General features: G+C 47.0%; 12 protein-coding genes. 6 read left to right on the forward strand and 6 right to left on the reverse strand.

Features of this window, described 5'->3' with window-relative positions:
• Nucleotides 1–223 precede the first annotated feature (223 nt).
• Nucleotides 224–2,854, forward strand: coding sequence for a PAS domain S-box protein (locus tag EDM58_RS14535; protein ID WP_148039329.1), 2,631 nt, complete (start codon nucleotides 224–226; stop codon nucleotides 2,852–2,854).
• Nucleotides 2,855–3,005: 151 nt separating this feature from the next.
• Here the strand turns inward: EDM58_RS14535 and EDM58_RS14540 are convergent, their stop codons facing one another.
• Together EDM58_RS14540 and EDM58_RS14545 are read right to left on the reverse strand one after the other, a co-directional pair.
• A complete protein-coding gene (locus EDM58_RS14540) occupies nucleotides 3,006–4,397 on the reverse strand; it encodes a sensor histidine kinase (protein WP_122913984.1) in 1,392 nt (463 codons plus the stop codon).
• 2 nt (nucleotides 4,398–4,399) lie between these two features.
• Complete coding sequence (locus EDM58_RS14545) at nucleotides 4,400–5,110, reverse strand: response regulator transcription factor (protein WP_122913985.1); 711 nt, start codon at nucleotides 5,108–5,110, stop codon at nucleotides 4,400–4,402.
• Between the two features lie 158 nt (nucleotides 5,111–5,268).
• On the opposite strand from EDM58_RS14545, the gene EDM58_RS14550 reads away from it, so the two are divergent.
• The 4 genes from EDM58_RS14550 to EDM58_RS14565 all read left to right on the forward strand — a co-directional run bounded on the left by EDM58_RS14550 (nucleotide 5,269) and on the right by EDM58_RS14565 (nucleotide 8,342).
• Nucleotides 5,269–6,180, forward strand: coding sequence for an ABC transporter ATP-binding protein (locus EDM58_RS14550; protein ID WP_122913986.1), 912 nt, complete (start codon nucleotides 5,269–5,271; stop codon nucleotides 6,178–6,180).
• A complete protein-coding gene (locus EDM58_RS14555; RefSeq protein ID WP_281275090.1) occupies nucleotides 6,177–6,935 on the forward strand; it encodes an ABC transporter permease in 759 nt (252 codons plus the stop codon). The genes EDM58_RS14550 and EDM58_RS14555 overlap by 4 nt, the downstream gene beginning before the upstream one ends.
• Nucleotides 6,936–6,946: 11 nt before the next feature.
• On the forward strand, nucleotides 6,947–7,678 hold the full coding sequence (locus EDM58_RS14560) for an ABC transporter permease (protein ID WP_122913987.1): 732 nt from the start codon (nucleotides 6,947–6,949) through the stop codon (nucleotides 7,676–7,678).
• A gap of 88 nt (nucleotides 7,679–7,766) precedes the next feature.
• Nucleotides 7,767–8,342 carry a uracil-DNA glycosylase gene (locus tag EDM58_RS14565; protein ID WP_122913988.1) on the forward strand — a complete coding sequence of 192 codons (576 nt, stop codon included), beginning with the start codon at nucleotides 7,767–7,769 and terminating at the stop codon, nucleotides 8,340–8,342.
• 134 nt (nucleotides 8,343–8,476) lie between these two features.
• Here EDM58_RS14565 and pdxR read toward each other — a convergent pair whose 3' ends face one another.
• Nucleotides 8,477–9,934 carry a MocR-like pyridoxine biosynthesis transcription factor PdxR gene (gene pdxR / locus EDM58_RS14570; RefSeq protein ID WP_122913989.1) on the reverse strand — a complete coding sequence of 486 codons (1,458 nt, stop codon included), beginning with the start codon at nucleotides 9,932–9,934 and terminating at the stop codon, nucleotides 8,477–8,479.
• Between the two features lie 281 nt (nucleotides 9,935–10,215).
• On the opposite strand from pdxR, the gene EDM58_RS25730 reads away from it, so the two are divergent.
• Entirely contained in the window at nucleotides 10,216–10,377 is a 162-nt protein-coding gene (locus EDM58_RS25730) for a hypothetical protein (RefSeq protein WP_183187523.1), read from the forward strand.
• A gap of 56 nt (nucleotides 10,378–10,433) precedes the next feature.
• Here EDM58_RS25730 and EDM58_RS14575 read toward each other — a convergent pair whose 3' ends face one another.
• The 3 genes from EDM58_RS14575 to EDM58_RS14585 all read right to left on the reverse strand — a co-directional run bounded on the left by EDM58_RS14575 (nucleotide 10,434) and on the right by EDM58_RS14585 (nucleotide 13,167).
• Nucleotides 10,434–11,453, reverse strand: a complete 1,020-nt coding sequence (locus EDM58_RS14575; protein ID WP_122913990.1) for a vWA domain-containing protein — start codon at nucleotides 11,451–11,453, stop codon at nucleotides 10,434–10,436.
• Nucleotides 11,454–11,527: 74 nt separating this feature from the next.
• On the reverse strand, nucleotides 11,528–12,646 hold the full coding sequence (locus EDM58_RS14580) for an AAA family ATPase (protein WP_122913991.1): 1,119 nt from the start codon (nucleotides 12,644–12,646) through the stop codon (nucleotides 11,528–11,530).
• Between the two features lie 41 nt (nucleotides 12,647–12,687).
• Nucleotides 12,688–13,167 carry a DUF6530 family protein gene (locus tag EDM58_RS14585; RefSeq protein WP_122913992.1) on the reverse strand — a complete coding sequence of 160 codons (480 nt, stop codon included), beginning with the start codon at nucleotides 13,165–13,167 and terminating at the stop codon, nucleotides 12,688–12,690.
• Nucleotides 13,168–13,452 lie beyond the last annotated feature (285 nt).

A 13,452-nucleotide genomic window follows, 5' to 3' on the forward strand; every position in this document is an offset into this window, starting at 1 on the left:
AATTTAGTTTAGCAGTTACATAGCTCTGGATAGCTGTGCTAGTCTTTCTTTAGAGAGAGTAAAGCTTGAACAAGAGTGGGAACATTTTATCACCGGAGTCAAGTCAAGACCGCTAATCCGTTCGCTGATGTACGAGTCATGGCTGCGTTGTCAGAAACAAAACATCAATCCGCTGCATAACAAGGCTGCGATAAGTCTTTCCAAGGAACAGATCGAGGAATATATGCAAACCGAACTTCACTATCCCATTCTGAAGCCGATGCTTTTGCAGTTGAAGAATCAGTCTATCGATACTGGTCATTTAATCACGTTTTGCAATTCCTCCGGAGATATCGTGTATTTGGATGGCGATGTGTCGCTCATGTTAAAAGCCGAGGACATGAACTTTGTGATCGGCTCTTCCTGGGCAGAAAATAAGGCCGGGACCAATGCGATCGGGACGTCGCTCGTTACCGGTTCGCCCATGCAAGTATTTGCCGGAGAGCATTTTTGTCAAGAAGTACAAAAATGGACATGCTCTGCAGCTCCCATCCGAGACCCGGCGACCCAAAAAATACTGGGGGTCATGAATATGACGGGCTTATGGAGAGCGTATCATCCTCATTCTTTATCTGCGGTTATTTCAGCAGCACGGACGGTAGAACAAGAGCTATACAAACAATTGGAGCAAGAGCGGTTTAGACTTACGGAATACTATTCTGATCTTCTTGCTTCTTCCGCGAAGACTCCTTTCTTGATCCTGGATCGCGGGTGTAAGGTAATCCATGCATCCCCTATGCTATATATCGAAGGTTGGATAGATGCAAATGATTGTTTAGCGGGCGCTCCTCCTGCTCCCTTCCCCTTGACGTCGAGAATGCAATGGGAAGTTGAGCATCGCAGAGGATTCTGGCGATTTGAACTCAGTCCCTACATATACGGCGGCAATCCGATAGGGGCGATTGTTTACGTTTTTCCTCCGAACGTCATAAAGCCCGTACTGAACGAAAGTACACTGGTATCCCTACCTATTGAAAAAGAGGTCGAATCAGCAATGGGTGATATTGCTGTCAAAACAAGTGTTAAGAGCGATGCCTTTTACAAGTCCCTTTTTGAAGACAATCCTTCCGCAATCATCTGTTATGATCTGCATGGGAATATATTGGAGGTAAACCCGGCCGTCGAGAGATTGGTTGGCTATACGATTGAAGAGCTGCAGAATACCAACATTGAGTCTCTTATTTTGCCAGAGTATGTAGAGAAAAGAGTAGACCACTTCGCAAAAGTGAGAATGGGCAAGCCGCAAGAAATTGATATCGCTGTCAGGCACAAAAATGGACATACAATCGATGTTAGGATTCATTATTTTCCGATGTTTGATCAACACGAAATCATCGGGGTTTACGGAATTGCGAAAGACATTACCAAGCATAAACAAATCGAGGAAGATCTGAAATCAACAAAAGAGCAGCTGGACTTATATTTAAAAAACACAGTCGATTCGATTGTTGTGTTGGACCTGCAGTTCAAGGTTATCAAAGTGAATCAAGCCTTTGAGAGAATGTTTGGCTGGACGGAGCAGGAAGTAATCGGTGGGGAGCTGCCCACGATACCCGACTTTTTACTCGACGAGTTCAGCAGACTCCAGCGGGAAATTGTCAACAGTCGACACGTTACCTCGTATGAGACAGTGAGACAGCGCAAAGATGGAAGTCTGCTGGATGTCAGCACGTTTATGTCGCCGCTCTCAGATACGCAAGGGAATGTGATCGCTTTTGTCGCGATTCTGCGAGATATTACAGAACGCAAGCGAATGGAAGAAGCACTAAAAGAAAAAGAAAAGCAATTGCGCACCTTGATTAATGCCATGCCGGATTCAGTATGCTTCAAGGATGGCGAAGGGCGATGGGTCGAAGCGAATGATTGCTGTTTGCGTACTTTCCAGCTGGAAAATATTCCTTTCCAAGGAAAGCGAGATAGTGAATTGGCAGAGACTGCCCCCTTTTTTCGTACGGCGCTGTGGCAGTGTGAAGAGTCGGACAACAAGGTTTGGGAGCAGGGCAGTACGGTCCGGTTGGAAGAAATCATCCCGCAGCCGGATGGAGAGTGCAAAGTGTTCGATGTCAGCAAAGTCCCCTTGTTTGATTCGGATGGACGGCGAAAAGGAATTGTTGTCATCAGTCGTGATATCACGGAGCTGAAGAGGACGGAAGAGCTGCTGCGCAAATCCGATAAGCTATCGGTGGTGGGGCAATTGGCAGCAGGCGTTGCGCATGAGATCCGAAATCCATTGACCTCCATCAGAGGGTTCATTCAGTTTATCAAGGAGGGCAACTACAAAGAAGAATATTTTCACATGATATTATCGGAGCTGGACAGAATCCAATCGGTTGTAAACGAATTTTTGGTACTGGCAAAACCACAGGCGATCAACTTTCAACCTCGAGAACTGACATCTCTGTTGAATCAGGTCGTCGAATTGCTAAAAACAGAAGCCATTATGAATGATGTCCAAATTGAGGTTGAGTTTGAGCGTACATTCCTCATTGTGAATTGTGAAGAAAATCAATTAAAACAAGTCTTCATTAATATTCTTAAAAATGCGATTGAAGCCATGCCAAACGGAGGGGAAATCAAGATCCAGCTTCAGCAGCAGCAAAATGCAGTCTCGATTCGCTTCATTGACCAAGGAGATGGCATTGACGAAGACCGCATACAAAAATTGGGCGAGCCTTTTTATACAACAAAAGAAAAGGGCACGGGATTGGGCCTGATGATCAGTTATAAAATTGTGCAGGCTCATCGGGGAAGCATGAAGATCAATAGCCAAAAGAATAGAGGGACGACCGTCGAGATCATGCTGCCGATCGAGTAGGGGGCAAACCATCTGGTATATATCGAGGATGCGCGAGCATAGGGCTTTCTCGCTGTTTCACCCTGCGGGTACTGGCATCGGACGGGGGTTCGAACCCCCGTCTTTACCACGCATATGCATGAATACCACCTGTTGAGGGTGGTTTTTTGGTTTATCCATGCGGTTTTACCGCAGGGAGTTCTATTGTTGCACAAAAACCTTCTCCAACACCACCAGACAAACTCAACCTTCCACCATGCGCCTTTGCAATCCTTGCCGCCATCGGTAACCCCAGCCCATGCCCGTTGTGACGTGGACGTTTTCTCCTGACCGAATAGGGGAGCTCAAGCAAATCAGTCAGTTCCTCTTGGGCTATTCCCTTCCCATCATCCGAGACAACGATCCGGCAGAGCTGTTTATCCGGATCATGCGAGGTATGCAAGCGTATCTGGCAGCCTTCCGGGTTATGACGGATACAGTTCTGCAGCAGGTTGGCAATGGCCCGCAGGAGCAGTCGTTCATCCCCGTTGATCCTGGAGCCTTCATCCGCGACATCCACTTCAAGTGTAAAACGTTCATCTACACCGTTATTCAGGAAGTCAGACGCGGCTTGTCTTGCCAATGCCGATAGCCGGATCTGTTTCATTCCTATGGGCTGCATCTCATATTCCAGCATAGAGACAAGATTCAAATCATGTACCAGTGATCGCAGATGCTCGGCTTGCTTACGAATGATCCCCGCCAGCCGCCTGTGCTCGGAAGGAGCATCTTCGCTTTCTGCAATTTCACTTGCGTAGCCTAGCACCATGGAAAGCGGGGTGCGAATGTCGTGTGAAATGCCTGCAATCCAATTGGAGCGAGCCTCATCTCTGCTGTTCAAAGACTGGGTTTTCTTTTGCAACAGCAATGAGGCATGATTGATGCTCGTCGCCAAGTCAGCCAATATTCCTTTTGGCTCAATCTTTACCTCTCTGTCGTCAGCGAGTGCGTGTATGCCATGCGTAAGCGGGCGGATCGAGTGAATCAGCTTGGATCCGATCAAGAGCGATAACAGCAAAGCAAGTACGATATTGCCGATCAGAAAAAGGACAGCTCTCAGCGGCAAGCTTTCCACCCAGCCGACCTGAAGAATATGCTGGTATTTGGCGAGGCTCCCTTTCGGATAGCCAACCACTACCAGTCCGTCCTGATGCTCATAGACAAAGACCGGATAATCCATCAAGTAGTTGCGGGAAAACTTGGCTACATCTGTCAGGGAATACGTTCGTTCGATCTCGTCTGGCAGCTTGAATTCCCAGGCAACTTTCCCCGTATTGGCAATGAGCATGGCCCAAATCTGCTGCTCTTCCAGCAGTTTTTGCGAGAGAGGGTCCAGGATGTAATGGTTGGGGCCGCCATCCAATCCCTTGGCGACCTTTTGCACAACAAAGGAAGGGGACTCATCCGCGCTAATTCCGTTCCCAATCCAGAGTAGCAGCACCATGAAATTAAGGAGCAGGAGGAACAGGGAGATAAGGACAGTAGCATGGATGAATCGCTTTAAGATGCGAACAGTGCTTTCCATCTTTACTCCCCCTTCACGACAAGCTTATAGCCCAGTCCTCGTACCGTTACAAGATAATGAGGATCGGAGGGGGCTGGTTCTATCTTTTCGCGGATGCGGCGGATGTGTACCATGAGTGTATTTTCATATCCTTCATAGTCATCGCCCCATGCCGCCTGACAGAGAGCGTCGCTGGTTACGATGCGATTTTGATTTTCATATAGCTTGGTTAGCAGGATAAGCTCCTTCGCTGTGAGAGGGTACTCGATGTCTTGATTTTTCACCGTGCAGCTTTCCAAATCGATGACGCGTGAACCTAATGGAAAGACGGGCCGCTTTTCCTGAACATAGGGTGCATAGACCCTGCGCAGGATTGCCTTTAGTCGGAGCACCAGTTCCCGCGGCAAGAATGGTTTTACCATGTAATCATCCGCGCCGAGTCCCAGTCCCAGCAATCGGTCTTCATCTTCTCCCCGTGCGGTTAAAAAGAGGACAGGCATATTGGACATTTGACGCAAAGATGTCAGCAGGGAAAAGCCATCTCCATCCGGGAGCATGACATCCAGGATGGCCATGTCAGGATTCACGGCACGGCACAGCTCTATGGCCTCTGCACAGTTGGAGGCTTGATAGATGCGGGTAAACCCTTCTTTGCGAAGAAATCTGTCCACCATATCTCGAATCTCCCGCTCATCCTCGACTATGAGCAGTTTTTTATGCTGCAGCTCATCCATCATTTCATCACCCATTTCCACTATAGCAATTTTTCCGCTATATACTCGCTCATTTCCATGATTTAAGGCTGTCGTAAGGTTGTTTTCAGGTTGCAGCAAGATAGGGCTGCCATACTTGACACAAGAAACACAATGTCAATGGATGGGAGCCATGTAACATGAATCAAATCGTATCTACCCGCAACCTTTCCAAACGTTACGGGAATGTCTTTTCTGTTAACGAGGTAAACCTGTCCGTATGCGAAGGGGATATTTATGGCTTTTTGGGCCCAAACGGTGCAGGGAAAACGACTACCTTGAAAATGCTCTTGGGGCTGGTCCGGCCCACGGGTGGAAAGGTGAAAATCTTCGGAAAGGAACTGGAGGCAAACCGCCGCTACATTTTGCAAAATATTGGCTCACTGATTGAATCCCCGTCGAATTATGAGCATCTTACCGGACTGGAGAACATGCGTGTCGTACAGAGGCTGCGGGATGTACCGGATAAAAACGTCACAGAAGCGCTGAAAATGGTTCGTTTGGAAAAGCAAAAGGATAAAAAGGTAGCACAGTATTCATTGGGAATGAAGCAGCGGTTGGGAATTGCAATGGCGATGCTCTCCTTTCCGAAGCTGCTGATTCTGGACGAACCGACAAATGGCCTGGACCCGGCGGGGATCGGAGAGATGCGGGAACTGATCAAATCGTTGCCGCAGCGTTACGGCATGACGATCCTCCTTTCCAGTCATCTTCTTTCGGAAATCGAGCAGATGGCGACATCAGTGGGGATCATCCACAATGGAACCATGCTGTTTCAAGGAAGTATGGAGAAGCTGCAAGCCCGAAGCAGACCAGCCATTCGGATTAAGACACAGGATCATGCTATGGCACGGGAGCTGCTCGCTAGCAGGGGATTTTTCCCGAAGGTACAAGAGGATTCTCTGTTATTGGAAAATATTACGGACTCTCAAGTTGCACAGGTGAATAGAGATTTGGTTGCGGCCGATATTGATGTGCTTCGCATCGAAGAGCAAACGAGAAGCTTGGAGAGCATCTTCCTAGACCTTACCGGAAAGGGGAACAGCTTGTGATACACGCAATCCGGCTTGAATTTTATAAACTGCGTCGAAGATTCCTGTTTGGGATGACAGTCTTGTTTGTATGTGTTGAGCTCATTTGGGCTTTGATGGCGGCGAACATGTCGTTTGCCCGCAATCCCGATCGAGTCGGATGGGAACCTGTCATCGCGATGCTCACTTCGTTGAACGGGCTGTTTTTGCCGATTCTTTCCGCGATCGTGGTATCCCGTATTTGTGATATGGAACACAAAGGGAATACGTGGAAGCTGCTGCTGACCTGTTCGATGAAGAGAGAAAGACTGTATGCAGCGAAATATATATGCGCATGTGCCATCATGTTGAGCGTTTGCGCCATGCAAGGGCTGGTCATTGCTGCGTTTGGCACTGTTCAGGGGATTACACAATCAGTACCTGGCTTTTTGCTCGCCAGATTTATGCTGGGTACCATGGTCGCCAGTATGGCCATACTTGCTTTGCAGCAATGGTTGTCCATGGTCGTGAAAAATCAGGCCTTTGCGCTCTGTCTGGGCATGCTCGGCGGTTTTGCCGGTTTGGTGGGTGATTTGTTTCCAGCTGCAGTCAGGAAACTTCTTGTATGGTCCTACTATTCGGGGTTAAGTCCAATTGCACAAAATTATACAGGAAATGAATTGCAGTTCTATGTACGGAATCTCAGCGACTCACTGCCTGAGGTCGGGGGATTAATGGTCGTTGCAATGGCTATTTATCTGGCTGGAAGATTTTTTGCATCCAGACAGGAAGTATAGGAGGATCTATCATGCTGCAACAGTGTATTTCTGCGGAATGGATAAAGCTGCGACGTTCGTATCTATGGATCGTGATGATGAGCTTGCCGCTGGTGAGTGTTTGTATTGGCTGTGCGAACTTTGCCATGAATCAAGGTGTGCTGAAAAACGAGTGGTATAGCTTATGGTCGCAGGTGAGTCTGTTCTATGGAGAGTTTTTCTTTCCGATTTTGATCGCGATTTGCAGTGCCTATTTGTGCAGGCTGGAGCATGCGAATAGGAACTGGAATATGATCATGACCGCCCCGGTGTCTGTAGGCAGTCTTTTTATTGCAAAAGTGGCTGTCATCAGTGTGCTTCTGCTTTTGGTGCAAGGTTTTTTCTTCATTCTATATGTTGCCGGGGGAATGCTGATCGGGTTACAGGCCGATCTTCCGCCGGAGTTGCCAGGGTGGTTGTTTCGAGGCTGGATCGCAGCGGTTGCCATCGGCGTTTTGCAGCTGGCACTGTCCGTTCGCATCCGTAGCTTTGCAGCTCCCGTCGGCATTGGTTTATGCATGACGTTTTTGGGTCTGGGAATGTATGTGATGAATTTGGGCCTGATTTTTCCGCATTCGCTGTTAACTGCCGGAATGGGAGTGTTGAGTCAGGAGGGGCTTGGTCTGGGCTCGAGTTTTCTCTTTTACGTGATGAATCTGCTCTATATTGTGGTGATTAGCGCAGGGGTTATGTATCGAATGAGATCAACAGACGTGGTAAGTTGACTTCTTATAGCAAAAACCGTTTGAAATCCTTCAACTCACCTCATCCTATACAAAGAGGACAAATGAAAGTGGACGGGAGTGAGCTTGTATGGACAAAATATGCCCTTCCATCTGGCCCGAGGAGATGCCTCCGGAAGGTACCGAGAACTGTACGGATTGCGGACTTTTTCAACATTCTCGCATGATTTGGGGAGAGGGGAACCCAAATGCCCCGATCCTGATTCTGCTCGATAATCCAGGGGCAAGAGAAAATCGGGAGGGGGCCTCGTTTCTGTGCGGGACGAGGGAGACGATGCAAAAGGCAGCTTATGAGGCAGGCTTTGCTGATCAGGACTTGTACGCCACTTATGTGCTGAAGCGGAGGCCTGTTCGGGCGTACGACAAGCCGAAAGCGAGAGAGGCGTGCATGCAGCATCTGCTCGATCAGCTGAAAAGCAAATCGCCCCGGTTTGTCTTTTGTTTAGGCAATGTAGCGGCGCAGGTCTTTTTCGCGGATCAAGAGGTTGAGGTGAAAAACCTGCGGCAGGAGTGGCATTCGCCGAGGGGGGTACAAACAGCCGTTTCTTACCATCCATTGGCGGTCCGCAGACGTCCCAACCTGTGGATGCATTTTGTTTCGGATTGGAAGTTTCTCGCAGAAGCCTGCAAAGAATATCTCAAATAACCAGTGAGGTCACCCCATTCCATCGCCTATGGGTGGAAAACGAAAAGGTGGCAGTAACGATGAAAACGTGCGTGAGATGACTCATTTGACAGTCTCTCACGCACGTTTGTTTACGAGTGGATAACGGGAACATCTTAATTCAGCATTTGCTTGGATTCCTCCAGGTGATGGCGCAACGCTTCTGCAAAGCGAGTCATGGCATCATAGATATGATCCTCGCGAGCTCGTCCGAAGGTAAAACGTGAATATCCCTTCTTTGTCCCAAAAATACTCCCGGGTACATATACAACCCCTCGTCGAATCGACTCGTTCAATAATTGCTGCTCGTCAACTTCGCTTTTTACCTTGCACCAGAGATGTATGCCGCCATCTGGTGCGAAAAACTCGACTTGATCGCCCAGCAGTTCTTGTAGCGAAAAAACAATTTTGTCTCGGTTGCACGCAAGAGAGTTGCGAAGCTTCTGCAAGTGTATCGGGAAATCCTCAGAGGACAAAAATTGATTGGCGACCCATTCTGGAATAATGCTGTGGCCAAAATCGATCTGCTGTTTTGCATCTGCTAAACGCTCGATCGCTTTCTGGGGGCCGAAAATCCAGCCGATTCGAAGGCCAGAGGCTACGATTTTGCTAAGGGAACTTATGTAGAGCACCGTTCCATTTTGATCCAGTGATTTTAATGTTGGCACATTGGTCTGATCAAAGGCCGTTAAGCTATATGGGTCATCCTCAACGACTGGGATCCCGTAGTAGGAAGAGATCTCAAGGATTCTTTTTCTTCGTTCTATATGTAAAAGGGAACCGGTCGGATTTTGAAAGTTGGGGTTCAGAAATACCATTTTAATTCGATGTTTTTTATACAAGTCAACGATGTCTTCTGGGTTTACTCCCTGTTCATCTGAAGGCAAAAGAAATGATCTGATTCCCGCAGATTTAAACAAAGGCAATGAATAGCAATAAGACGGGTCTTCAATGGCTACTGCGTCGCCTTTTTGCAGCAGGCATTGTACGATTAGGTATAGAGCCTGCTGGGCCCCTGAAGTAACGAGGATGGAAGAAGGCGTTGCAGAGATATTTCGATATTCTTTCAGGTGCTGCGCGATTGTTTGGCGCAAATTCAGGTTTCCCTGTGGATGATCATAGCCTACATGATAGGTAAAATCCCCGGTTGCCAAAATCTTGCGGAAATAGGGGGATGCAGATAATTCGGGTGACAGTTCCCCGCTTGCAAGGTCAATCAAGTCATGATGGTATGTCTCTTTTCTTATGGTCCGCATCATAGACGGATTAGGCAGGAAAGAGCCTGTCTCAATTAATTTCTCCCAATTGGGGACTCGTCTGTTCGTTCCTCCCCAAATGTTTTTACTTACAATCGTCCCTTTTCCTTGCAGGCTTTCGATAATGCCTAAAGCGCGCAGTTCTTCGAAAGCAGCAACAATCGTCGAGCGGTTTACTTGTAATTCCTTCGATAAAGCACGCTCAGACGGAAGGACGGACCCTGCTGGATATTCTCCGTTGGAAATTAATTGCTCGATATGCGCCGCAATTTGTTTGTAGACAGGTATTGAGCTTTGGCGATTTGGTCTCCAGTCCATAAAATGTGTTCACTTCCCATCCGTGCAGAAAATTGGTGTGGATCTGGATGTCACTTCCATATTATCACAGTAAGGAATAACAATGATGCCTTCGTGAAATCGTCAAGTGGACTGCTTAATATCTAGCTGAGTGGATGAGTACAACCGCATATCCATGATATATCATTACGCTATCTGAGGTTAGTTGTGATCAGCCGCATGGTTGAAAAAGTCGCCAACCAGTTGCATATCCGCTGCGAATCACTGATTTAAGGGAGAATGCCACAAGGAGGAACTCATTCATGTCAATCATGTCACCTGGTTTTTTAGCTATTCTGGTGATTGTTTCCCTATTAATAATCTGGGTGAGTTTTTGGATCACGAACAAGGCTTATGGACGAAAGCCTGATGTCATTGACCCATTGCCATCCAGTAAAAAGAATGAAGAACAAACCCGACTTTAAACGTCGGGTTTTTGTTATCCTTTTGCTCTTTTGAACATCAGGTGCAGAAACAAAACTTACAGATACCGAGCGATAATCCGAACTAACTTGGCTGGGAACTCCTGTAAATTTGTAATGTCCAGAAATCGTTCACTCCCATAGATTTCACTGATCACATCCTTGTCTTGACCGATTGCGGCCGCAAGAAATGCAATTCCTTTCCGTTCATATTCCCGTATGGTCTGTTGCATATCTGCAATAGCATAGCTTCCGGTATAGTCTTCCATAGCTTTCGGTTGTCCGTCGCTTATGCTAATCAACAGTTTGGTCTTTTGGGGGGAGACGGCTAACCTTTCCGCTATAATTCGAAGAGCCATTCCATCGCGATTATTGCTTCTGGCACGAATCTTCATCAACCTGAAGCGATCATTCGCATCCGTTTTATCAAAGTCGGTATAGGCAAAGATCGACATTTGCTCCAGCTTGGAAACATCTGCAGTATCGCCATAGATCAAGATGGGAATACGACAAAGCTGACAATATTCATATACCGCCATTACTGCACGTTTGGCTGCTTCCAATCTCCCGTAAGCCGACATCGAGGCGGATTCATCAACTCTTAGGCCGACCACAAGAGAAGGGGATTCGGTTGGAGGACGTTTCTTGGCAAAATACTTGTAATCCCTGTAAGCAACACTGTCTGCTTGGAATTTGCTTCCATAGTAACGATTCCTGGCAAAGTCGGAAGACACCTCATGTTCCAAGTACGGGAGTGTCTTTCTGGAAATCTCTTGCACGATTGGCATGAGTCCCTTGCTTAGACGGATATATTCCTGTTGGTTTTCCTGATCGTAGTCTGGACGGTGGACAATGAGCTTTACTTTTTTGTGGATGGAATTGGAAACAACCTCTCTTGCTTCTTGATTCAGCTTTTTCCGGAAATCGCGTTCCTTTTGTTTTGCTTCCTCTGCTATTGCTTCCGGATTTGCCTGATGATAGCGGGGAGAGCCATCTTCCCCCAAATCTGAACTTTCCATATGGGTAGAATCATGTGGGACATGGGAAGAGCTGTGTTCACTATCGGCAGATTTTTTCAATGCGATTCCTTTTTCCTCGACATGGTTATTCTTGTCAAAACCAGTGCCGTCAATATCTCCCCATGTCTTAATCTCTATAGCATCGTTAGATTTTCGTTTTTTTTTAATTGGATTTCCGCTTCTTTCAAGCTGGCAAACAGGCCATGATTTTCAAGTGCTTCTTCCAAAAGCTTGATCTCTTCCGAATCGGTTGTGATCTTGTAGATGACCTTATGATAAAGGGACTCACTTGCGGAGGCTCCGGCAGCAATCGCATCAGCCCAGTAGAAAAATGAACGCATTCCAGCCACACCCTTGATCGCATTGGCCCGGGCTGTTTTGTCCAACATCAGAATGATATCCGCTAAAATACCCAACACCTGTTCATCTTGAAAACCGGTTTTGGCCATTACACGTTCGATCATGATTGGTTTGGTCGGCAGGTCCATCTTTTCCGTGTGCTGAACCCTGTCGCGCAGCGCCTCGTTTAACGGTCTGGTTCCCGCATAACTGCGGTTTGTCGTGATAACCGCTATGAAGTCTGGGTGCCTGTGTATGATTTCGGTGGGGAGATTGATGCTGCCATCCAGCTCCAGGGCGGAGTTCAATGCCATCAACACAGCAGCATCACGAATCACGTTGGGTTCCTGGATTTCCAGAAGATAGCCTCTTTGATAGGCTCTGACGATCTCCGACGGGTAAAAGCGGTATTCAACCGTTTCACCATCGGTGTTTTCTGCTGCGCGTTTCAGTAATTGCCTCATTTTTAAGGCAGCTTGTTCCTGTGAAATGCCCAATGCGTCCATCAAAATTTCAGTTATGCTTTGAAATCCGTCGCTTTCATAGATGGCTTTCCATACGGTTTGCTCCGCAGCCTCCATTTTCGCCAAGCGTTCAGAAGAAATCACCGGCAAAATAGCGCCAATGATATCCGATTTATCCATATCGGAAAAACAGGTCACCTTCGTATAGGGGAGCCCGAAATGGGCCGATAACGCTTTTGCCAGCTGTGTTTTTCCAGACCCGGCGTCACCCTCCAACAAAATATTGGCGATTTTCATTTCCCCGCGATTCCAGTTGCGCTTTATTTCACTGCATATGCGCCGTTCTTCTTCACTAACCTTATGAGTAGACGGCTTTTTCCAAACAAGCTTTTTTTCCGCATCAGTCAGCTGTCTGTCAGGTGACAAAACATACTCTCCATACTCAGTCATCACACTCTCCTCCGATCTGTTGTCTGCTGGGCCTAATCATTTCAATACCCCATATCTTTCAAGATTTTAGACAAGGCACGCAGACGCTCGCTGATCATCTCATCGTCGTTGCTCAGAGCTTGGCTGAATACTTTTATATCTTCCTGAATTCTTTCATTGTCCGTACATATCGCGACGGTCATCGCATCTCCTTGCAAGGCAACCCGGTCGATGATGGGCTCCTGCGGGTCATATAAATGCTCATATCTGTATGCTTCGCGAAAATGTGCCAAAGACCGACAAAGCAGAATGGACAAATCAAGAACGCGATGGAGGGGCAGTTCCTCCGATTGAGTTGACCAGTTTTCCCTTGTGTGTCTCCATACTTTGGCGGAAAGATTGGCCTTTTCTTTGTCGTTGCGCTGGGTCAACCCGAGAGAGAGCCCTTTGACATCTGTGTTCCTGGCTAATCGGCCGTCAATCCGCTCATAGTTTTCCGATACGACGACAGGCTTATGTTGTAAGGTTGCAGGTATTTTCATTGTTTTCGCTTCCTTCCATCTTCGAAATTACTGCATAGTTTATCTTGGATTTTGTCTTTATGCAATGATTTTTTCTAAAATTAACAAACGTATACATGATATGTTTATTATTATAAAAACAAAATAACAATTTGTTTGTTGAATATTATATGAAATGCACATCCTCGATGGAAGTAAAAATAACTATAGACAAATTGTGACAATTGTCTGTATAATTCACTTAAACTTTTTTCACAAAAGTTTATATTTCGTCGCTGTTTACAGAAAATTTCATCAACGTAGGGA

Origin of the sequence: Brevibacillus panacihumi (assembly GCF_003710985.1) — a bacterium.
Taxonomy (GTDB): domain Bacteria; phylum Bacillota; class Bacilli; order Brevibacillales; family Brevibacillaceae; genus Brevibacillus; species Brevibacillus panacihumi.

Excerpts from the sequence above, each read along its gene's own strand:
- EDM58_RS14535 (WP_148039329.1), top strand. The coding sequence starts at position 224 with ATGCAAACCGAACTTCACTATCCCATTCTGAAGCCGATGCTTTTGCAG.
- EDM58_RS14540 (WP_122913984.1), bottom strand. The coding sequence starts at position 4,397 with ATGGAAAGCACTGTTCGCATCTTAAAGCGATTCATCCATGCTACTGTC.
- EDM58_RS14545 (WP_122913985.1), bottom strand. The coding sequence starts at position 5,110 with ATGGATGAGCTGCAGCATAAAAAACTGCTCATAGTCGAGGATGAGCGG.
- EDM58_RS14550 (WP_122913986.1), top strand. The coding sequence starts at position 5,269 with ATGAATCAAATCGTATCTACCCGCAACCTTTCCAAACGTTACGGGAAT.
- EDM58_RS14560 (WP_122913987.1), top strand. The coding sequence starts at position 6,947 with ATGCTGCAACAGTGTATTTCTGCGGAATGGATAAAGCTGCGACGTTCG.
- EDM58_RS14565 (WP_122913988.1), top strand. The coding sequence starts at position 7,767 with ATGGACAAAATATGCCCTTCCATCTGGCCCGAGGAGATGCCTCCGGAA.
- pdxR (WP_122913989.1), bottom strand. The coding sequence starts at position 9,934 with ATGGACTGGAGACCAAATCGCCAAAGCTCAATACCTGTCTACAAACAA.
- EDM58_RS25730 (WP_183187523.1), top strand. The coding sequence starts at position 10,216 with ATGTCAATCATGTCACCTGGTTTTTTAGCTATTCTGGTGATTGTTTCC.
- EDM58_RS14580 (WP_122913991.1), bottom strand. The coding sequence starts at position 12,646 with ATGACTGAGTATGGAGAGTATGTTTTGTCACCTGACAGACAGCTGACT.
- EDM58_RS14585 (WP_122913992.1), bottom strand. The coding sequence starts at position 13,167 with ATGAAAATACCTGCAACCTTACAACATAAGCCTGTCGTCGTATCGGAA.